The sequence below is a fragment of the Actinomyces viscosus genome, assembly GCF_900637975.1.
Classification (GTDB): domain Bacteria; phylum Actinomycetota; class Actinomycetes; order Actinomycetales; family Actinomycetaceae; genus Actinomyces; species Actinomyces viscosus.
This window is the reverse complement of sequence record NZ_LR134477.1, coordinates 1900984-1921311: the sequence shown is the minus strand read 5'-3', so window position 1 is coordinate 1921311 and position 20328 is coordinate 1900984. Positions and strand designations below refer to the sequence as shown.

Sequence of the window (20328 nt, the reverse complement as noted above, 5' to 3'; positions counted from 1 at the left end):
GCAGAGTCAGCTGGCAAGAACCGCCGGAATCGCCTCATCCAGGTACCACAACCAGAACCCCCGACGAGCAGCCACATCAGTCTCATCCACCGGCATCCAGTTCAAAGCGCCAGCAACGACTGAAGCACAGCAGTAACTAGTTTCTAACGAGTCTGGGAGTAGTTCGTCGTCATCCTCAATGTAGTCGGCGGTATCAAAATCAGAATTTCTGAAGCATGCCGACGTGACCATGTGGGCTGCACCATCCGCCAAAGGCGCGACCGAAGCCTGGAGTTCATTTGAATCATCGACCTCATCGTATATCTCTACAAGAAAGTCATCGGCTTCTGGCTCTGCCTGGTCGGGGGTGATGCGGCGATCAACAAGCCCTTGAGTCAAAGTGAGCATGTCGTCAATCTGATTATTTCCAGGGAAGGCGGTCTCCCAGCGTTCTTGAACATGTCGCACGGATAACATTTTCAAAGCAATCCGATTATGATAGGAGACTTCTGCGTCGGCGGGATCTGTCATTGCGCGCCAAATCCGAATGCGAGCGCCGAGGGAAAGTATTCCTTTGATGTTGTCTTCGGCGGAAAGTTCTGATTTTCCGTTTTCGATTTCGATGTTTACCGCATTCATGTCAATCATAGATAATGTTCCTCATTCTATATCGCGTGCATCACAGTCGCTAAGATGCTTCTGTGTCCACTACTTGTATTCGATAGATCCGTCAGCACGAAATATCCACGTCTTTTTTGGGTCGGTGACGTACCAGTCGCGGCCCTCGTGTTGGGCTAGTTTAGAGAAGTAGGCTTGGCAGTCAGAGCAGCATGGCTTGCCGACGCCGATGTATGGCTCCTTAGCGGTCAAGGACAACTGTTTTTCTGCATGTGACGCATTGTACTGTCCCTCGATTCCATTGTCGTTGCGGCGGTGAGGCTTAGGTTCATGTCCTATTTCTTTACATTTCTCTAGGACCTCATCAACGTTAGGGTCTTGGTAGCCTGGGGGTCGCCTAGTTTTACTCCATCCACTCAGTGTTCTCACATGATCAGAGGCGGGCGTCTTATCTTTATATGCCACTTTTTCCTGCAGGGCTTTACGTAGATCTTTTGCTCGGGCATATGCTTCCTTGGATGTTTTTACCGCGTCCCCCTCGCCTCCGCCGCCCTTGGGTGGAGTACCTCCTCCGCCGCCTCCACCTCCTTTGCCGGGCGGAACAGCGCCGTCAGCTCCTTTAGCGCCGTCAGTGGCCGCGTCTACCGCGTCTTCAGCGGCCTCAACGGCATCATCAGCCTTCTTGGAGCCGCGGCCCATGAGCATAGCCACCAGGGCAGCGAACTTCTCACCCACATCATCGAACAGCTTGCTGGCCTTGTCCAGCAGGGTCTTGAGGTTCCTGGCCGACAGAACCACGTCGGCGACCTCCTTGGACAGGCGAGTCACCCACGACGACACATCAGCAATCACCGAGGCCACCGCCCACGGCGCCGCCAGACCCGCCGTCAGCACCCCGATCGCCACCTTCGAGGCCACCTTACCGATCACATCAGCAATCGCGTCACGCACCAGGTCATGCACCATCCGCACAATCACCGAGGCCACCGTCAACCCACCCGAGATCGCACTGGCCACACCACCGGTCATCCTCAGGTGCGAGGCAGACCCCGCCTGCAACGACTTGAACGTCGCCACAGCCAACGACTCCTGACCCGCCAGACGCCCCGTGCACACCGTCTCCAGGTCATCAGCGCACGAACCCAGCTTGGTGCCGATATTCGACCACGTCGACGCCGCCGCAGCGACCGCGTCACTGTCACCGGTGAGCTCATTGAGCCACTCGTTGAGACTGCCCAGGTGCTCAATGACCCACGCCACCCCGGCCGACATCGCCTCACCCAGAGGATCCATCACCGCCGAGGCCGTGTCAGCAGCCGTCGCCAGAGTCGCCAGACCACCAGCAACCCAGCTCTTGGACTCAAACGCCTCCTTGAGGTCGAAGCCGTCCTCGATCAGACGCGTACCCGTCCAGACGGTCTCCGAGTCCTTCACCTCGGCAACAAGCTCGTTACCCGTCACCGATCACGCCCCCACCTGACGCGCACCGGAAGCGGCGTCAGCGTCCGCACCCTCCAGAGCGCTGGCCGTGCCGCGCAGGCCGGTGGCGCTGTTGCGCAGCCCCTTCTCAGCGGAGTCCATCATCGCGTCGGCAGCGCTCTTGACCAGCGTGTAGGCCGGCAGGAACAACGGCGAGCACATCAGACCAAAGGCGTTATCCCCCAGCGCCGCACCCGAGGCGTCCCGCGCCTGAGCCACACCAGCAGCCACCGCATCCGTATCCCCGGCACCAGAACGCAACGTCCCACCATCAACCTGAATGTCCGCCACTACCGTCCCCTTTCCCGTTCCTGCTATAGTGTGATTAAAACAAGATTCGTGTTGCTGGTTTTGTTGTTGGGTTGGTGATCGGGTATTCGTGGGGCGTCCGATGTGGGGGTGTCGCTTTCTCGTGGGGTGCTTGGCTGCTGGTGCTGGCTTCTTTTGTTGTCGTCTCTTGTGTTGTCGGCGTTTCGTGTGAGCTCTCGGGTCGAGGGCGGAATATCATGCTGGGATGGACAGGGTCGTGGTTAGTGATGATGAGTGGACTGTTTTGCAGGGCTATAAGCACCAGGCGCCTTACAGGTTGATGCGTTTGAAGTCCGAGGCGGTCGTGCTGCTGTCCAAGGGTGTGGATACCGCGGTCGTGGCCCAGGTCGTCGAGCGCACGCCCGAGACGGTGCGCAGCTGGGCTCGGGAGTGGAACCGGTACCGCCTGGCCTCAATCCACACCGGTCACGCCGGCAACCTCAACGCCTCCAGGCTCACCGCCACCCAGCGCCAGGAGGTGGCCGGGGTACTGTCCCGGCCCCCGTCGGAGCAGGGCCTGCCCATCGGGTTCTGGGACGTGCCCCATCTGGCGGCCTGGGTCTACGACCACTTCGAGGTGGAGTACGCCTCTGCCGCCTCCTACCGGTTCCTGCTGCACATGGCGGGCCTGTCCTTCCACCGCCCCCAGACCGTTGACCAGCGCCGCCCGCCCCAGGCGGACGTTGACCAGCGCATGAGCCAGATCCGTTCCGAGATCGTCCGCAAGTGGTCCGATCCCGAGGTGATGGTGGTGTGCGCCGACGAGGTGCGTATCGAGCACGAGGCGATCGTGCGCAGGGCGTGGATCCGCCGGGGGGACGCCGCCCGCCTGGAGGTCGACCGCCGCCGCCAGGCCCAGTCCTACATCGGCTTCCTGCACGAGACCGACGGCACCGTCGACTTGATGACCCTCGACTGGCAGGACACCGGCACCATCACCCAGGCCCTGATCGACCTGACCGTGAAGCACCCCGACAAGAAGAAGATCGTCATCGTGTGGGACAACGCCTCCTGGCACCGTTCAGCAAAGCTCACAAACAGCCTCAAGACCATCAAGAACCTCGAGAGGATCCACCTGATCAACCTACCCGCCTACAGCCCCGACGAGAACCCCATCGAGCACGTCTGGAAAGAAGCAAAGGACAGTATCAGCAACCACCAAAGAGCCACATTCCCCCAAACCCGACAAGCATTCGAGACCTTCATCCAGGCAAACAAGTTCCCCTACCGACTCACAAAATAATCTCGTTTAAACTCCACTATAATCGACCAATCGGACGCGGAAGCCACCCTAACCACCGTTCGGTCGCGCGCGGGCGCAGGCTGACTGTCAAGTAATTAACACGACTCCGGCCATGCGTGGGCTCGACACCAGGCACATCAACCTGCTATTGCAAGGTGCGGTTCACTCCGCCGCCACGACTGACGCGGTAGCTCAATGACTCGTGCGAAAGGGGAAAAGGGGAAGGAGGAGGTCCCGACTGGGGGGATTGGCACGATGCGATTCACCCGGCCAAGACCTCGTCAGCCAGTACGGAACCGGTGCGGAAAACCGGCTCAGCGGCTCACTGGTTGGCGTGCAGCGCCGAGTTCAGCTCGATGCCCTTGCCGCCGCGGGCCAGCGCCTCGACGGCGCCGGACTGGGAGTTGCGGCGGAACAGGACGTTGGAGGCGCCGGCCAGCTCGCGGGCCGAGACCACGCGTGGCTCCTTGAACAGCCCGTGGCTACCGGGCACCACGCCGCCCTGCGGCATGAGGGAGACCTTCGTGCCGGCCGTCAGGTACAGGCCCGCCTCGACGACGCAGTCGTCACCCAGGGGGATCCCCAGCCCCGAGTTCGCGCCCAGCAGGCAGCGCTCGCCCAGGGCCACCCGCTGGCGGCCGCCGCCCGAGAGCATGCCCATCGTGGAGGCGCCACCGCCGACGTCGGAGCCGTCACCGATGACAACGCCCTGGGAGATGCGGCCCTCGACCATGGAGTGGCCCAGCGTCCCGGCGTTGTAGTTGACGAAGCCGGCGTGCATGACCGTGGTGCCCTCCGACAGGTAGGCGCCCAGGCGCACGTTCGCGGCGTTGCCGATGCGCACGCCCGAGGGCAGGACGTAGTCGGTCATGCGGGGGAACTTGTCCACCGAGTGCACCTGGACCGGGCGGCCCAGGGCGGCGCGCAGGCGGGTGCGAGTGGTCTCGAAGTCCTCGGCGCGGCAGGGTCCGGCGGAGGTCCACACCACGTTGGGCAGGCGGGAGAAGATTCCGTCGAGGTTGACGGTGTTGGGCTCGGCCAGCCGGTGGGACAGGGCGTGCAGGCGCAGGTAGGCGCCGGCGACGGTCTGGGGGGCGTCGTCGAGGTCGGCCCAGGTGCGCACCACGGTGGTGTGGACACCACGGGCCTCGTCGCGGCGCTCCATGGCGCTCAGAGTCTCCAGGAGGTCGGCGTGCCCGTCCTCGGGCTCGTCGCCGAGGACCGGGCGGGGGTACCACACGTCAAGGGTGTTGCCGTCGTCGGTCACGGTCGCCAGACCGAGACCCCATGCGCTGCGAGTCGTCATGGGGAACACCCTACGGGAAGCGGTGGCTGACCGCGGTGGACGGACGTGCGAGAATCGCCGCATGGCGCGCACGACGATCCACCTCATGCGGCACGGCGAGGTGCACAACCCCGAGGGCATCCTCTACGGCCGCCTGCCCGGCTACCACCTATCGACCCTGGGCCACCAGATGGCCCAACAGGTCGCCGACGTCCTGTCCGCCTCGGGCCACGACATCACCCGGGTCATCACCTCGCCCCTGGAGCGGGCCCGCGAGTCCGGCGCCCCCACGGCCGCCGCCTTCGGCCTGACGCCGACGACGGACGCCCGGCTCATCGAGGCCGGCAACAGCTTCGAGGGCGTGGCCGTCAACCGCAACCGCTGGATCCTGGCTCACCCCGCCTACTGGCGCAGCTACGTCAACCCGCTGCGCCCCTCCTGGGGCGAGCCCTACCGCGAGATCGTCGAGCGCATGCGCGGCGCCATCGTCTCCGCGCTCGACGTCGCCGAGGGCCACGAGGCGCTGCTCGTCTCCCACCAGCTGCCCATCTGGTCGCTGCGCCTCTTCCTGGAGGGACGCTCCCTGGCCCACGACCCGCGCCGGCGCCAGTGCGCCCTGGCCTCCCTGACCTCCTTGACCTTCGAGGACCGCACCCTGGTGGGGCTGGCCTACTGGGAGCCGGCCGGGGACCTGCTGCGCCAGGCCCGCGACATGGTGCCCGGCACCTCCGCCGCCCAGGCCGCCACCGGCCACGGCAGTCCTGGCGACCGCGGCGAGGCGGCCCGGTGACCCAGCAGCCGCCCTCGCGTCCGGTCGGCAGCGAGCTCGCGCGCACCGCCACCCGTTCGGCCGCCTCCGGCGCCGGATCCCGGCGGCCCGCCCCACGGCGCCCCTGGACCGGGCAGGACTTCGTGTGGTGGCACACCGCCGCCGTCCTGACCGCCACCCGCCAGGGCCGTCGCCCCAACCCGGTCTCACCGACCATCGACCCCGTGCGCCCGTCCCTGGGCTCCGGCGAGGTCATGCTGGCCACCTGCGACGCCGAGCTGCTCATGTGGCGGCGCGGGGATGCCACCTACAACCCCTCACGCGGCTTCTTCCTGGCCGGCGGGCCCGTCGGCCTGGCCCTGACAGCCGCATTCTTCGGTGGGCAGGCCTACCTCAACCACCGCCGCCGGCGCGCCGCCGAGGCCGACGCCGTCGAGAAGTGGCGCCACCTGGCCGGTGCCCGCCTGACCGTGTCCACCCACGGCATCTACCTGGGCACGGGGGAGGGCGTCATGCCCATCTCCTACGCCGACATCCAGGAGGTCCGGCTCACCGCCACCGGCGAGATCGTCATCGCCGCCGCCAACGCCTCCGGCTCGGTGCGCCTCAAGATCCGGGCCCAGTGGGCCGAGCTCGTCCTCATCCTGTGGTCGGTGCGCTACATGCCCGAGCACCCCCAGGTCGTGGGGCGCACCTGGATCCCGGGGGACTGGCTCATCCACGCCGCCGCCCACGGCTACGACGTCGACACCGGCCCCTGGCCCCAGGCGCCCGCCGCCCTGCCCTGAGCCCGCCGACCGCCACGGCGCACCGCGACGTCTCAGGAGGTCTCGGTGCGTGCCGGAGTCCCGCCAGTCCTGGGCCTCTCCGGTTCAGTGCTGGTTAGTGCCGGTTCAGTGCCGGTCGCTTCCCGACCGGTCGGAGTCGTCCGTCTCCCCAGCATCCTTCCCGGTCTCGTCGTCAGCCGGCTCGTCGGCATCGCGACCGCCGGCGGGCGTCTGCGGGTGGTGCTTACGACGACGAATGTCCTGCTCCAGGTCCCGCAGGAACTCCGGGTCGTCGTCGGGCGCCACGGGACGGGCCCGCTCCGGGCGACGGAAGGTCGTGCCCTCCTTGGAGGACCACACCGTGGGCTCCACGTAGCCGCCGCGCTCCTCAGCGGCCTTGACCCGCGAGACGATGATCCAGGCGATCGGACCGATGGTGGGGAACAGGACGATGAGGGAGATCCACAGGAACTTCGGCATCCGCGCCGGCATGCTCTCCTCCGGCGTGCGAGCGCAGTCCAGCAGGGCGTACAGCGTCAGGGCGAACACCAGGACGATGAGGACGATACGCATGGGCCAACCCTAACCGAGCCGGACGGCCCCGCCGACCCCGCCCCTGCCCGCCGGCGCATCCCACCCACCGCGGGGCGTGGCACGATCATCCCGTGCCCACCGCGCCCACCATCCGCCTCCTGACCGGCGGAACCGCCCCCGACGACGTCGCCGCCCTGCGCACCGCCCTGGCCGAGCGCCTGGCTCAGCGCGGCCTGCTGGGGCCCGGAGACGGTCGGCCGGCCGCGAGCCCCCTCCCGCTGCTCGTGCCCATCGGCCCGAGCGAGGACGCGGACCAGGTCCGGGCCGACCTGGCCCGCCGCATCACCCGAGTGCCCCCGCGCACCGACCTCATCCTGCGCACCTCCGGCTCCACCACCGGCACCGGCCGGCTCATCGCCATCAGCGCCGCCGCCCTGGCGGCCTCGGCCCGCGCCACTCACGATCGCCTGGGCGGCCCGGGCACCTGGCTCCTGCCCCTGCCCGCCCACCACGTCGCCGGCCTGCAGATCCTCATCCGCTCCCTCATGGCCGCAACCGCACCGGTCGTGGTCGACACGAGCACGGGATTCAGCCCGACGGCGCTCGCGGACGCCCTGCGCTCCGCCCGGCCCGTCCACGGCCCGTCCACGGCCCGCCTCTACACCTCCCTGGTTCCCACCCAGCTGGTGCGCGTCCTGCGGGACCCGGCGGCGAGCAGCGCCCTGGCGCAGGCCGACGCCGTCCTTCTGGGCGGCGCCGCCGCCGACCCCGCGCTGCTGGCCCGGGCCCGAGGGGCCGGCATCACCGTGGTCACCACCTACGGCATGAGCGAGACCGGTGGCGGCTGCGTCTATGACGGCCGCCCCCTGGACGGCGTCGAGATCTCCATCCAGGACCCGGACGCCGACGGGTCCGGCCGCATCCTCATCTCCGGGCCGGTCCTGGCCGAGGGCTACCTGCACTCACCCGAGCTCACGCACGACGACGCCGGTGAGGGCTTTGCCGACAGCGCCGGCGCACGCGTCCTGACCACCTCCGACCGCGGCCGTCTTCGCCCCGACGGGCGCCTGGAGGTCCTGGGGCGCCTGGACGACGTCATCATCACCGGTGGCATCAAGGTCGAGCCCCGCTACGTGGAGGAGGCCCTCACCGGACTGGAGGCGGTGGCCGAGGCCTGCGTCGTCGGCCTGCCGGACGAGCAGTGGGGCAGCGTCGTCACCGCCGCCGTCGTGCTGGAACCCGCCGCCGGGCGGGAGGGTGCGGGCGCTCCCGACGGCGCCGCCCTGCGCGAGGCGGCCCGCGCCCGGCTGGACGGGGCCCGCGCCCCCAAACGGGTCGTCATCCTGGAGGGTCTGCCGCTGCGCCCCAGCGGAAAGGTCGACCGGCGGGCAGTCGCCCGGATCCTCGCTGAGGCCGCAGCCACGGCCACACCCCCGGCCGCCGAGTCCCCGGGACCCTCCGCGCCCTCCTCTACGCCAGGGCCCTGATCTCCGCCTGGCTCGGGCAGGTCGCCGGGCCGAAGCGCGTTGTCGTCAGGGCGCCTGCCACATTCGCCCAGCGCAGCGCCGTCGTCATCGCCGTACCCCGGGCCAGGGCGGCGGCCAGGACCCCCGAGTGCGCGTCCCCGGCCCCGTTGGTGTCCACCGGCGTCACCGGGATGCTCGGGGTGTGCACCGCCGCGCCGCCGTCGGCGAACCAGGATCCCTGCTCCCCGGCCCGGACCAGCACTGTCCCGAGCCTGCCCGAGAGCGCCTCACAGGCGCCGGCATGGTCGCCGGCCTCCACCCGCAGCCCCAGACGGTCCGCGAGCAGGCCGGCCTCCCGCTCGTTGAGCGACCAGATCGGTCCCAGCGCGCCGATCCTCTCCAGCGAGGGCAACGGGACCGAGCCGACCATCGGGGAGACGTCGAACAGCGCCGTGCACCCCACCCGGGCCTCGACCAGCCGCCCCACCAGTCGCTCCAGCGCGGCCGTGGAAGCCGTATCGGTCAGTGAGTAGCCGGAGAGGTAGACGACGTCGTCGCCGCGCACCTCCAGGTGGTCGAAGGCATCGACCGGGCCACGGGTCTCGGCCCCGCGCGTTGAGACGAAGGTGCGCTCGGCCCGCGCGTCGGTCATGGCCACGCAGTAGCCCTGGTCTCCCGGCGTGATGGGCCCGACGTGGGCAACCCCGATCGCCTCCAGCGCCCCGCGGGCGGCCTGGGCGAAAGGGCCCTCGCCCAGCGGTCCGGCGTACAGGGTCTCGACGTCGAGCCTGCGGGCGGCCGCCAGCACGTTGAAGCCGCCGCCGACGGCCATGTCGGCCTCGTCGGCGAACACGTCGGCGCCCGGCTCGGGAACCGCCTCGAGCCGCAGAGTCAGGTCGATGACGACCTGTCCGGTGTGAAGGACTCGCCCGCTCACGGCCGCCTCCTCTCCGCGGCGGTCCCCGAGGACCCCCGGCTGCCGGAACGGATCGCGAGCAGGGCCTCGCAGACCGGAGCGAGCTCCAGCTCGGAGCGTTCCAGTACCTGGCGGACCGGCTCGGCCGGGAGCAGGCGGGGCGCGCTCGCCCCCAGGATCGCGCCGGCCATCGCGGCGATGGTGTCGGTGTCGCCCCCGAGCTCGGCGGCGAAGCACAGTCCGTCCAGGGGCCGGTGCGCGAACTCGCGCACGATGACCAGGGCGCAGGGGACCGACTCGGCCGACTCCACCGAGGTTCCGACGCAGGTGCGCAGGTGCTCGGCCAGAGCATCGCCGTGCAGGCCGCGGCTCGTCTCCAGGGCCAGGCGGGCGCGGGCGGCGACGGAGGCCTTCTCCGTCCAGTGGCCCACCTCGGGGCGGGCGGACACGAAGTCCAGTGCCGCCTCCAGGGCGCAGGCGGCGTCCGCGCCGTCGACGGCCGCGCTGACCGCGGCGGCGATGAGCCCGGCGGCCTCCAGGCCCTGACGGGTGTCGTGGGTGACCAGGCAGGAGGCGTGAACCGCCCGGGCCAGGGCATCATCCGAGCTGTCCAGGCCAAAGGCGATGCCCACCGAAGCCACCCGCATCGCGGCGCCGTTGGTGGTGCCCTCCCTGCCGGTGCGGCGCGGGTCGGCCCCGGCGCGCACCCGTTCCAGGGCGAGCTTGGTGGAGGGGCCCAGCAGGTCCAGGGAGCCGCGGGCGCGCATGTCGTCCTCCCAGGTCAGCAGGGCCTCGGCGAGCCGGTGGGGGTCGATGCGGCCGTGACCGTCGATCAGGAGACCGGCCAGGATGAGGGCCTGCTCGGTGTCGTCCGTGACACTGCCCGCAGGCATCGAGGGGGCGACGGGCTGCTCGGCCACGGCGTCGCGCAGCCCGGTGATCGTGCCGTAGTGCCGGCGGATCTGCGCCGGGCTCATGGACTGGGTGGGCATGCCCAGCGCGTCACCGAGGGCCAGGCCGGTCAGCGCCCCCAGGGCGCGCTCTCGGACCGAGGGCGCACCTGCTGAAGGCTCGGCCACGGTCTCGCCCGAGGGGTGATGAGGGCGGGGATCGGTTTGTCTCACGGAGGTCCTTCTGACGACGAGGAGCACCGGCCGCCGCACCGGCAGGAGGGCGCCGGCTCCTGCGCCGGCCCCGGTACCGGCCACGGCGCTGGTAGGGTCACTGCCGCCTACCTTAGAGGAATGGAGAGAGGAGCGGAGGAAGCCGTGAGCGCCGAGACAGCACAGGACGGCGGGCCCCGCGCCACCAGCTGGGCGGAGGTGGTGCGCCTGCGCACCCTGCCGGCCGCCGTTGCCCCCGTCATCCTGGGCGCCGGAGCCGCCGCCGCGATGGGGGACTTCTCAGTGGTACGGACCCTCCTGGCCGCGGGGGTGGCCCTGGCGCTGCAGGTCGGCTGCAACCTGGCCAATGACTACTCCGACGGCGTGCGCGGCACCGACGACGAGCGCACCGGTCCTCCCCGCCTGACCGCCTCCGGGCAGGTCTCCCCCCGCACCGTCAAGCTCGCCGCCTTCGGCTGCTTCGCACTGGGGGCCCTCCTGGGTCTGGCGCTGCTGGTGCTGAGCGGTCACTGGTGGCTGCTCGCCGTGGGCGCCGCGGCGATCGCGGCCGCCTGGTTCTACACCGGTGGGCCCCGCCCCTACGGCTACGCCGGCCTGGGGGAGCTGTTCGTCTTCATCTTCTTCGGCCTGGTGGCCACGGCGGGCACCACCTACGTCCAGGCCGACACGGTCCCGGGATGGCTGTGGCCCTCGGCCTGCGGAATCGGCCTCCTCGCCTGCTCCCTGCTCATGGTCAACAACCTGCGTGACATCAACACCGACCCCGCTCACGGCAAGATGACCCTGGCGGTCCGCCTGGGGGAGCAGGGCGCCAGGCGGGCCTTCTCCCTCATGCTCTGGCTGCCCCTGGGGCTTGGGGCCGTCGCGCTGGTGTGGACACGGGAGACCGGTTCGGCCGCTCCCGCCGACGGCGGAGGCCATATCAGCCCCTTGCTGGCCCTGGTCATCGCGGTGGCCGCGCCGCTCCTGCTGGTTCCACTGGTCCGGCGTGCGACCGCTCCGGTACGGGCCGGAGCAGGGGGCCGTGACCTCATCGGCTCCTTGCGCGACGCCGGGCTCCTGGAGCTTGCCTACGGCATCGTCTTCGCTGCCGCCACCGTCATCGTCACCCTGTGAGCCCGGCCGCTACTGCACGAGGGTGGGGTGCTACTGGCTGGGAGGCGGGTGTACTCCACGTGGGTCAGGTTCCCGTGCAGTGCGGTTAACCCCCAGCCAGTACGACCCGGACCCCGTGGAGTAGGCGTCAGCCGGCGGACAGCGGGCGAACGAACAGCGTGGGCCGCACCGTTGGTAACGGTGCGGCCCACGTGAGCTGCACTGTGGTGTCGCGCTGAGCTCCGGTGGCTCAGCGGGCCGGTTCGGCGTCGAGCGGAACCCACGGGTCGGGCTGGTGGGTGATGCGGTTGCGCAGGTCGCGGCGCACGAGCTCGATGGACCACAGCCAGATGACGTGCCCCAGGGCCTCGGAGAAGTGCTCCGCCCAGGTCTGCCCGCCGGCCACCCACGGGAAGGGCGAGGGGACCGTTCCCGTCAGCGGCATGAGCACCAGGTGCGCCCCCACCCACACGAGCAGACCGAAGGCGGCCCCCTGCCACAGCGTGATCGCCTTGTAGTACTCCGCCATGACGCAGTAGAAGACGGCGAAGACGATCGCGAAGCTGAAGTGGATGATGAAGGAGTAGATCGGCAGGCCCTCGTTGCCGTTGAAGGTGACGCCGGTGTGGGACTGCTCCGGGCTCATCCCCAGCTGCTCGAGAAGCCGCTGGGGAGGGTTGGTGGCGTTGCGCTCCGGGGTGCGGGGCGGGAAGGGGACCTCCCAGCCGAACTTGACGATGGCGGAGAAGAATCCTCCGATGATGCCGACGACGACCGCGGTTCCGATTCGTCGTCGCGCGGGGTCGGTCTTCTCCAGCAGGGTGGACAGCATGGGTGTCTCCTGGGGTCGGGGGCACGAGCGGTGTGATGACCGGGTCGGCGGACGGCTTGCAGATCGAACGGTGTCTTAGTCGTCCGTTGTCCACCGACCCGGCCCCCGGAAGCCTGGCACGGGAGACGGTCCGGCCGCAACGCTGTCGTGACCTGTGGTTGATCGTGTCCCGCACGTGTCCCGTGCGTGGTCGAGGCCAGGGGCCGGGGAAGGCACGGCGAGCGCCCCGCCACAGCTGTCGCTGCGACGGGGCGCTCGTCAGATGGGTAACGCGGGGTCCGCCGGCTCAGTTGCCGCCGCCCTGCTGGCTGTCGCCCTGCTGGCTGTCGCCGCCCTCGGAGCCGCCCTGCTGGCTGCCGGCGCTGCTGTCGGCACCGCCCTGGTGGCCCTCGTGGTTGTCACCCTGAACGGAGCCGCCCTGCTGGCTGTCGCCGCCCTCGGCCCCACCGGTCTGGTTGTCGCCGCCCTCGGCGCCACCGGGCTGGGCGGAGCCGCCGCCGGCCGCGCCGCCCGTGCTGTTGGAGCCGGCGCCACCGGACACCTTGCTGTCGGCGCTGGGGGCGGCGGAACCGCCGTCGCTGGTGCTGCCGGCCGTCTTCTCGGTGGCAGGGGTGGTCGAGTCGCTCGAGCCGGAGCCCGAGCAAGCGGCCAGACCGAGTCCGGCGGTGGCGATGAGGAGTGAGGCGGCGAGGGTCTTGGCACGTGTAGCGGTGAATCGCATGAGTTCTCCTTATGCGGTTGCTGGTGCAGTGTCAGTGCGGGATGGCCCGCTCTTGCGGATCCGGAGTCGCCGTCGTCCATGGAGTTCATGTGGGAGACCGACGGCGCTCGCCGTGAGTGACGATCGTCATAGACGGCTATGTGGTTGTTCGACAATCCCGGTTGCCGATGGCTCCGAACCTCTTTCGAGACTAGCAACAACAAACGGACCGAAAGGGTGAATCATCGTGACAACCATCTCTAGTTTGGTGGTCATCGGACTGCTCGGAGGGCTCATCACGGGTATCTCGCCGTGCGTGCTCCCCGTCCTCCCCGTCATCCTCCTCTCCGCGGGAGCGCAGGGCGCACGCGGTGATGGCGAGGAGTCCGACGTCGGCCTCGCCTCCCGTTTTCACCCCTACCTCGTGGTCAGCGGCCTTGTGGTCAGTTTCACGGTGTTCACGCTCCTGGGATCGACCCTGCTGAGCCTGCTCCACCTGCCGCAGGACCTCATTCGGTGGGTCGGCATCGTCATGCTCGCGCTCATCGGCCTGGGCATGATGGTTCCGAGGGTCATGGAGATCCTGGAGCGTCCTTTCGCACGCTTCCAGCGCTTCGGAGGCTCGAAGAACCCCTCGAACGGCTTCCTCCTCGGCCTGGTGCTGGGAGCCGCCTACGTCCCCTGCGCCGGTCCCGTCCTCGCCGCCGTCGCTGTGGCGGGTGCCACCGGGAAGATTGGTGTCGACACCGTCGCGCTGGCCGTGTCCTTCGCCCTGGGCACTGCGATCCCGCTGCTGGCCTTCGCTCTGGCCGGGCGCGGCATCACGGAGCGGATCCGGGCCTTCCGCACCCGCCAGCGCGCCATCCGCGTCACTGCCGGCGTCGTCATGCTCGGCCTGTCCGTGGCACTCGTCCTGGACGCCCCGGCCGCTCTCCAGCGCCGTCTGCCGGACTACACGGCCTCCCTCCAGGCCCGCACCGACACCCTCCTCCACGGCAGCTCCTCAGGCGCCTGCCAACCCGGAGCCACCGAGCTCGGCGACTGCGGGCCCCTGCCCGCCATCGACGGCACGGTCGCCTGGCTCAACACCCCCGGCGACCAGCCGCTGACGCAGAAGGACCGTGCCGGCAAGGTCACCCTGGTCGACTTCTTCGCCTACTCCTGCATCAACTGCCAGCGCTCGGTCCCCGGCATCGAGAAGCTGCACCAGACCTACGCCTCGTCAGGCCTGCAGGTGATCGGCGTCCACTCCCCGGAGTACGCCTTCGAGAAGGAGGTCGACAACGTGCGCGGCGGCGTCGAGCGCCTCGGCATCACCTACCCGGTGGCGGTCGACTCCAACCTGACCACCTGGACCAACTTCAACAACCACTACTGGCCCGCCCACTACCTGGCCGACGCCAAGGGCAACGTCCGCCAGACGCACGTCGGCGAGGGCGGGGAGGCCACCACGGAGAGGCTCGTCCGCGAGCTGCTCAAGCAGGCCAACCCGAACGTGAACCTCCCCGCCCCCGTCTTCTCCGAGGCCAGTGACGACGCCGCAGCCTCCTCCAGCCCCCGCACCCCCGAGACCTACCTCGGCTCGGACCGGGCCTCCGGCTTCGCCCAGGGCACCTTGAGCAAGGGGCAGCACTCCTTCACCTTCCCCTCCAACCTCCAGGCCGACACCTTCGCCCTGGACGGCACCTGGAAGGTCGAGCCCCAGTCGATCGCCCCGGTCGAGGGTGCCGGCCGGCTGCGCCTGTCCTACCGCGGTAAGCAGGTCAACCTCGTCGTCTCCGGGGAGGGTGACCTGACCTGGACGGTCGACGGGCAGACCCGCACCGCCCACGTCTCGGGCGTGCCCAACGGGATGGAGCTGGTTCGCACCGATGAGGTGGGCTCGGGCGTGCTCGAGCTGGAGGCCTCGCCCGGGCTGCAGCTCTACTCCTTCACCTTCGGGTGACCCGGCGGTGACGCAGTCAGTGGCCCGGTGCCCTTCCCGGCAGAGGGCTCAGGAGGTGGTGCGGTGAGCCTGGCGACGCTGGAACCGCGCACCACGGCGCGCACCGTCTGCGCCGTCGGTCTCGCCTACCATTCCCCTGTGACAAGCACGAGCAGCTCCGAGGCGGAGTGGATCGCTCAGGTCGCCGACGGCGACGCCGACGCCTTCGCCCGCCTCTACGACGCCTGGTCCTCTCGCCTGTTCGCACTGATCCTGCAGATCGTCGTCGACCGCGCCCAGAGCGAGGAGGTCCTCCAGGAGGTCTTCCTCGAGGTGTGGCGCACAGCCGGCACCTTCTCACCGGCCCGGGGCAGCGCGCGGGCCTGGCTGGTCACCATGGCCAGGCGCCGGGCCATTGACCGGGTCCGCTCCTCCCAGTCCTCCCGGGACCGGGAGAGCCGCTGGCACGACTACATGCCCGACGTCGACCTGACGGTTCAGCAGGTCGAGGACAGGCTCGTGGGCCAGCAGGTGCACCGGGCGCTTGAGGCCGTGGGGGAGCCCTACCGCTCCACCATCGAGCTGGCCTACTTCACCGGCCTGACCCACCGGGAGATAGCCCGCCGCACGGGCACCCCGCTGGGAACGGTCAAGACACGCATCAGGGATGGAATGGCACGGTTACGACGAGAGATGAGGGGGCAGTCATGAACGACCGCGAGAACACTCGCGAGGACGCCGTCAACGGTGCCGCCGGTGCCCTGGGCGCCGTGGGCCTCGACGGCGCCCAGGGCACCGACGACGTCGACACCGTCGATGACGAGGCCTTCGATGATGAGGCGCTCGATACCGAGACGACCGAGACGGCGGCCCTGCTCGGCGCCTCGCTGAGGCCCGTGGCCCCACCCGCCGAGATCCGCTCCGCCCTGCTGGAGGTCATCGCGCGCGAGCCGCGGGCCCAGGCCGACGGTGCCGACGGCGCCGGTGGGTTCGGCAGCGACTCTGCGGCGAGCTCCTCCGCGATCCCAGCCGCCGAGCACGGGGCTGATGGCGCGGAGGCGGCCGTCGTCCCTCTCGATGCGCGTCGCCGGCGCCGCTCCGCCTGGCACACCGGCCTGGTGCGGGCGGCCGCGGCCGTGGTCCTACTCGGCGTCGGCGTCGGCGTGGGGCGCTGGAGCGCACGGGGCGCGGTCGATGAGGCGATGGACTCCATGGCGACCTCCATGGCACCGACCCAGCACTACGCCCACCTCAACCAGGCCCAGGACGTCCAGCGGGTCACCGACACGATGCCGGACGGCCATGTCGCGACCCTCACCTGGTCGCGCGACATGAGCATGACCGCACTGACCCTGCCGGCCGCCATGAAGGAGTCGGCCGGCGGCCGCAGCCTCCAGGTCTGGCTCAGGGAGGGGGACAGGACGACCTCGCTGGGCGTCTACGACCCCCGGGACGGCGCCGGCTTCTCCTTCCTCGATGTCATGCCCGAGCCCGGTCAGCAGATCGTCATCACCCTGGAGCCGGCGGGCGGATCGGCCCGGCCGACGACGCCGCCCCTGGTCACCCTGCGGGTGAGTGAGGACTCCGACCGCTCCGGCGCGACGACCGGCTCGCCGGTCCCCGAGCCCGCAACCGGCCCCACCGGCGAGTCCGCCTAGTGGCCGGTGGCGCGCAGCAGGAGCGAAACACACCCATTGTTGTGACGTAATTAACAATCAAATCGGTCTCAGGAGTCCGCCCTGGGCACTGACGGACGTCAGCTCCTGTGGGGCAGCCGCCCGTCCGGCCGCGGTTCTCCGCGACGGCGTCGGTGGGCCGTGAGGGGTGGTCGATAGCGGATGCTGGAGTGGGGGAAATGACGAACTTTTCTTCTTCCGTTCTGCGAAAAGCGCTAGGAGCTTTTGTTCCCCTCTTTGTCCCCTCGGTTTTGGTACTCACCTTGATCCAGGATTTCGACGTCGCATCCGGTGTGGAGAACCCGGTTCCATGGTTGATGGCGGGTCTCGGCAGTATTGGTTACCGGTGGTCTTATCGAAACGTCACAGGGTGACGTATCGCGATCAGAAGTAGTACGGGAAGGGCGACCAGTCGGGGGCGCGGCGCTGGAGGAAGGCGTCGCGCCCTTCGACGGCCTCGTCGGTCATGTAGGCCAGGCGCGTGGCCTCCCCGGCGAAGACCTGCTGGCCGGCCAGACCGTCGTCGGCCAGGTTGAAGGCCAGCTTGAGCATGCGAATCGCCTGCGGGGACTTGCTCGCCACCGTGGCCGCGTACTCCAGGGCCCGCTCCTCGAGCTCGGCGTGGGGGACCGCCTCGTTGACGACCCCCCAGCGCTCGGCGGTGACGGCGTCGTAGGTGCGGGCCAGGAAGAAGATCTCGCGGGCGCGCTTGTCGCCGACCTGGCGGGCCAGGAGCGCGGAGCCGTAGCCGGCGTCGAAGCTGCCGACGTCGGCGTCGGTCTGCTTGAAGCGGGCGTGCTCGATCGAGGCCAGGGACAGGTCCGCGACGACGTTGAGGCTGTGCCCGCCGCCGGCCGCCCAGCCCGGTACTGCGGCAATGACGACCTTGGGCATGGTGCGGATGAGGCGCTGGACCTCCAGGATGTGGAGGCGCCCGGCCCGGGCGGTGTCGAGACGGGCCTGCGCGGCGGCCACATCGGCCTCGTGGCTGTAGCCATCGGCGTCACCGGGGTCCTGTCCTCGCTCATGCTCCCGTTCGTAGCGGTATCCGTCTCGGCCGCGGATGCGCTGGTCGCCTCCGGAGGAGAAGGCCCAGCCGCCGTCGCGCGGAGAGGGGCCGTTGCCGGTGAGGATGACGGCGCCGACGTCGCCGCTCATGCGCGCGTGGTCCAGGACCCGGTAGAGCTCGTCAACGGTGCGGGGGCGGAAGGCGTTGCGCACCTCGGGGCGGTTGAAGGCCACCCGGACCACCGGCAGGTCCTGCAGCCAGGTGCCGTCCTCGCTGCGGAGGCAGCCCCGGTGGTAGGTGACGTCGGTGAGGGCCTGCGCCTGAAGCGCCTCGGTGGTCTTGGCGTCGGGCTGGGCGTGGGTGAAGCCGGGCACCTCCCGCCAGCGGGCGGGGTCGAAGATCTCCGAGACGCGGCGCGGCAGCGGGTGGGCCGGGGCGGGGGTGGGGTTCATGGCTCCAGCGTAGGGCTGCTGGGACTTCTCGGCCCCGGGCCCCGGTGCCGGATGCCGTTCAGCGCGGCCTCTCAGTTCCCCAGGGCTGCGGCGATGAGCTCGGTGCGCGAGGTGTGGCCGAGGCGGTGGAGGACTTCGGAGACGTAGATTCGCACGGTGTTCTCCGAGATGCCGAGTCTGCGGGCGATGCGCCGGTTGGTCAGGCCCTCCAGGAGGCAGGTGTAGACGTCCTGGAGCCGGGGCGGGAGGTCGCTGACCAGCTGCTGCATGCGGGCCTCGGCAGTGGCGCGGCGCTGCTCGGACTGGTAGGCGCTGACGAGCATCTCCGTGGGGCGCGAGGACATGACGGGCTCGCCACGGCTGGCGCGCAGAAGCGCAGCGGCAACGTTCTCCGTGCTCTCGTCCTTGGTGATGAACCCGTTGACGCCCTCGGCCAGGGCGTCGGCCAGCATCTCGTCACGGCTGAAGACCGTGAACATGACGATGGGCATCTTGGGGAAGCGCTGGTAGATCTCCCTGGCGGTCCGGGCCCCGTCCATGTCCGGCATGTCGCTGTCCAGGAGGACGACGTCGACCGGCTGCTGCCCGGTCATGAGGAGGCTGATGGCCTGCCTGCCGCCGGAGGCGGCGGCGACGACGGTAATGGCCCGCTGCGTGTCGAGCTGCTCGGCGAAAGTGGTGCGGATAAGCGGGTCGTCATCAACGATGAGGACTCGTAGGGAACGCAGGGTGTGGCTAGGCATAAGCGGCTCCGTCCGGCGGTGATATGAGGGATCGTGCATTAGTGGCTGGTGTGGCGATCTCGTTCCAGGGCAGGCTGGCGAGAACGGTCCAGGAGGTCCCGATACGGTTGGAGCTGAGAGATCCTCCGGCGTTTTCGAACCGGTCCTGGAGCGCCCATAAACCGTATCCTCCGCTCATCTCCTCGGGGACCTTCTGCTCCCGCCAGGGCGAGCTGCAGCTGATGAAGAGGGTGTCCTGCTCCAGCTCCACGAACAGGGAGACCAGATCGTGCGGGGAGTTGTACTTCAGGGCGTTGAGGGTGTTCTCACGAATGAAGGCGACCAGGAGCCGACCGGGCTCGGAGCGGTGCAGCGCCGGAATCTCCTCGATCCCGTCCAGATCGGCGTCCAGGACGATCTCGCGCTGAGCCAGCGTGGAGATGCTGGAGTCCACGATCTCCCGGAGGGTGGGCTCTTCCTTGGGCGGCCCCTGGGAGACGGCGAGGTTGTGGATGAGCAGGCGCAGGTGGGCGAGGGCCTGCTGGGTGCGGTCCTGCAGGTCGAGCATGTGATCGCGGTCATCACCAATCGGGAGTCTGATGGAGCGGGAGATGATGAGCATGCGGGTGAGGTCCGCGGCCAGGTCGTCGTGGAGGCTGTCGGCGATGTCGCGGCGCAGCTGCTGAATGAGCTCGGCGGTGATCTCCTTGGAGCGCTCCGCCTCCTGCTGCATCTCCTCGAAGCGTTCTTTTGTGTTACGGATGAGAGAGCCGACAGATGCGCAGAATCCTCCCCAGATAACTGTCCAGAATACTGCTGGAAGGAACGGAATTCCTGAGATGAGCTGAGCGAAAATAAATGTCGATATTTGGATGAGAGTCAGTCTGTGTTCGCGTGCTGCCAGAAGGTCGGCGATGATAACATAAACGAGAGTCCAGGCCCAAACTGGACGTACTCCTGGTGCGGAGAAAAATGCAACTAGCACAATGGAGAATGTGAATACTCCAATGCGCCGATCTTTTGCGTAGACATATGGAATGAAAGAAAGTATCTGGAGTGCTTCCCAAAATATGGGTAAGTTCAGGTTGGCTTTGTAGGTAAAGTATGTGGAGACGTCTAGAAGAATGATGGGCGTGATGGTTAGCAGAAGTACGGTTCGTCTCAGGTGCGGTAAAAACCTGCTAAACCGCACCCAGAACACTGAGGGCAAACTGTCGTTACGCATTAACCCTTGATAGCGATTTCGTCTCTGTGAGGCTTAATTTTATAGGAGACTGACTGTGAAAGTGTAGGTGGTCGCTGTGTTTATGAATGCCTCCTCGTGTATTCTGTATGAGAAGAATCTCGCCACCCCTAGGTTGAACCTAGGGGTGGTCGAGATGGGACTTACTTAGTCAAACCAACGGCTCATTTTTCTGTCGCACCAGGG

General features: G+C 68.6%; 20 protein-coding genes. 8 read left to right on the top strand and 12 right to left on the bottom strand.

Going from position 1 to position 20328, the window contains the following annotated elements:
• Positions 1–6 precede the first annotated feature (6 nt).
• From EL340_RS08200 to EL340_RS08190, 3 genes are read right to left on the bottom strand one after another with little or no spacing between them, the layout of a single operon-like run.
• Positions 7–627 (bottom strand): Imm5 family immunity protein, encoded by a 621-nt coding sequence (locus EL340_RS08200; RefSeq protein ID WP_167470556.1) that lies wholly within the window; start codon positions 625–627, stop codon positions 7–9.
• A gap of 60 nt (positions 628–687) precedes the next feature.
• A complete protein-coding gene (locus EL340_RS15410) occupies positions 688–2058 on the bottom strand; it encodes a hypothetical protein (protein ID WP_232022938.1) in 1371 nt (456 codons plus the stop codon).
• A 3-nt stretch (positions 2059–2061) separates the two neighbouring features.
• The gene (locus EL340_RS08190) at positions 2062–2367 is read right to left on the bottom strand and encodes a hypothetical protein (protein ID WP_126414202.1); all 306 of its coding nucleotides are present in this window, start codon (positions 2365–2367) and stop codon (positions 2062–2064) included.
• 298 nt (positions 2368–2665) lie between these two features.
• On the opposite strand from EL340_RS08190, the gene EL340_RS08185 reads away from it, so the two are divergent.
• Positions 2666–3628, top strand: a complete 963-nt coding sequence (locus EL340_RS08185; protein WP_232022928.1) for an IS630 family transposase — start codon at positions 2666–2668, stop codon at positions 3626–3628.
• Between the two features lie 322 nt (positions 3629–3950).
• On the opposite strand, the gene dapD is transcribed toward EL340_RS08185, so the two are convergent.
• The gene (gene dapD / locus EL340_RS08180) at positions 3951–4934 is read right to left on the bottom strand and encodes a 2,3,4,5-tetrahydropyridine-2,6-dicarboxylate N-succinyltransferase (protein WP_126414201.1); all 984 of its coding nucleotides are present in this window, start codon (positions 4932–4934) and stop codon (positions 3951–3953) included.
• A 61-nt stretch (positions 4935–4995) separates the two neighbouring features.
• On the opposite strand from dapD, the gene EL340_RS08175 reads away from it, so the two are divergent.
• Positions 4996–5703, top strand: coding sequence for a histidine phosphatase family protein (locus tag EL340_RS08175; protein ID WP_126414200.1), 708 nt, complete (start codon positions 4996–4998; stop codon positions 5701–5703).
• Positions 5700–6470, top strand: coding sequence for a hypothetical protein (locus EL340_RS08170; RefSeq protein WP_126414199.1), 771 nt, complete (start codon positions 5700–5702; stop codon positions 6468–6470). Before EL340_RS08175 ends, EL340_RS08170 begins: the two co-directional genes overlap by 4 nt.
• A 105-nt stretch (positions 6471–6575) precedes the next feature.
• On the opposite strand, the gene EL340_RS08165 is transcribed toward EL340_RS08170, so the two are convergent.
• A complete protein-coding gene (locus EL340_RS08165; RefSeq protein ID WP_126414198.1) occupies positions 6576–7022 on the bottom strand; it encodes a PLD nuclease N-terminal domain-containing protein in 447 nt (148 codons plus the stop codon).
• A 92-nt stretch (positions 7023–7114) separates the two neighbouring features.
• Here EL340_RS08165 and EL340_RS08160 point away from each other — a divergent pair, with 92 nt between their 5' ends.
• The gene (locus EL340_RS08160) at positions 7115–8470 is read left to right on the top strand and encodes an AMP-binding protein (RefSeq protein WP_126414197.1); all 1356 of its coding nucleotides are present in this window, start codon (positions 7115–7117) and stop codon (positions 8468–8470) included.
• Here the strand turns inward: EL340_RS08160 and EL340_RS08155 are convergent.
• Positions 8454–9386, bottom strand: a complete 933-nt coding sequence (locus EL340_RS08155; protein WP_126414196.1) for a PfkB family carbohydrate kinase — start codon at positions 9384–9386, stop codon at positions 8454–8456. The genes EL340_RS08160 and EL340_RS08155 overlap by 17 nt on opposite strands.
• Complete coding sequence (locus EL340_RS08150) at positions 9383–10357, bottom strand: ADP-ribosylglycohydrolase family protein (protein WP_232023302.1); 975 nt, start codon at positions 10355–10357, stop codon at positions 9383–9385. The genes EL340_RS08155 and EL340_RS08150 overlap by 4 nt, the downstream gene beginning before the upstream one ends.
• Positions 10358–10633: 276 nt before the next feature.
• On the opposite strand from EL340_RS08150, the gene EL340_RS08145 reads away from it, so the two are divergent.
• Positions 10634–11605, top strand: coding sequence for a 1,4-dihydroxy-2-naphthoate polyprenyltransferase (locus EL340_RS08145; RefSeq protein ID WP_232022937.1), 972 nt, complete (start codon positions 10634–10636; stop codon positions 11603–11605).
• A 229-nt stretch (positions 11606–11834) separates the two neighbouring features.
• Here EL340_RS08145 and EL340_RS08140 read toward each other — a convergent pair whose 3' ends face one another.
• Positions 11835–12416: a YagU family protein gene (locus EL340_RS08140; protein ID WP_126414193.1), complete on the bottom strand. Its 582-nt coding sequence runs from the start codon at positions 12414–12416 to the stop codon at positions 11835–11837.
• Between the two features lie 286 nt (positions 12417–12702).
• Entirely contained in the window at positions 12703–13137 is a 435-nt protein-coding gene (locus EL340_RS08135; protein ID WP_126414192.1) for a hypothetical protein, read from the bottom strand.
• Positions 13138–13363: 226 nt separating this feature from the next.
• On the opposite strand from EL340_RS08135, the gene EL340_RS08130 reads away from it, so the two are divergent.
• From EL340_RS08130 to EL340_RS08120, 3 genes are all read left to right on the top strand, one after another.
• Positions 13364–15061 (top strand): cytochrome c biogenesis protein CcdA, encoded by a 1698-nt coding sequence (locus EL340_RS08130; RefSeq protein WP_197722282.1) that lies wholly within the window; start codon positions 13364–13366, stop codon positions 15059–15061.
• A gap of 63 nt (positions 15062–15124) precedes the next feature.
• On the top strand, positions 15125–15751 hold the full coding sequence (locus tag EL340_RS08125) for a sigma-70 family RNA polymerase sigma factor (RefSeq protein WP_126414191.1): 627 nt from the start codon (positions 15125–15127) through the stop codon (positions 15749–15751).
• Entirely contained in the window at positions 15748–16698 is a 951-nt protein-coding gene (locus EL340_RS08120; RefSeq protein ID WP_126414190.1) for an anti-sigma factor, read from the top strand. The genes EL340_RS08125 and EL340_RS08120 overlap by 4 nt, the downstream gene beginning before the upstream one ends.
• Positions 16699–17100: 402 nt before the next feature.
• Here the strand turns inward: EL340_RS08120 and EL340_RS08115 are convergent, their stop codons facing one another.
• The 3 genes from EL340_RS08115 to EL340_RS15405 form a co-directional block, all read right to left on the bottom strand.
• Entirely contained in the window at positions 17101–18177 is a 1077-nt protein-coding gene (locus EL340_RS08115) for a 1,4-dihydroxy-2-naphthoyl-CoA synthase (RefSeq protein ID WP_126414189.1), read from the bottom strand.
• A gap of 71 nt (positions 18178–18248) precedes the next feature.
• Positions 18249–18920, bottom strand: a complete 672-nt coding sequence (locus EL340_RS08110) for a response regulator (RefSeq protein WP_126414188.1) — start codon at positions 18918–18920, stop codon at positions 18249–18251.
• Positions 18913–19632, bottom strand: a complete 720-nt coding sequence (locus EL340_RS15405) for a sensor histidine kinase (protein WP_232022936.1) — start codon at positions 19630–19632, stop codon at positions 18913–18915. Before EL340_RS15405 ends, EL340_RS08110 begins: the two co-directional genes overlap by 8 nt.
• Positions 19633–20328: the final 696 nt, after the last annotated feature.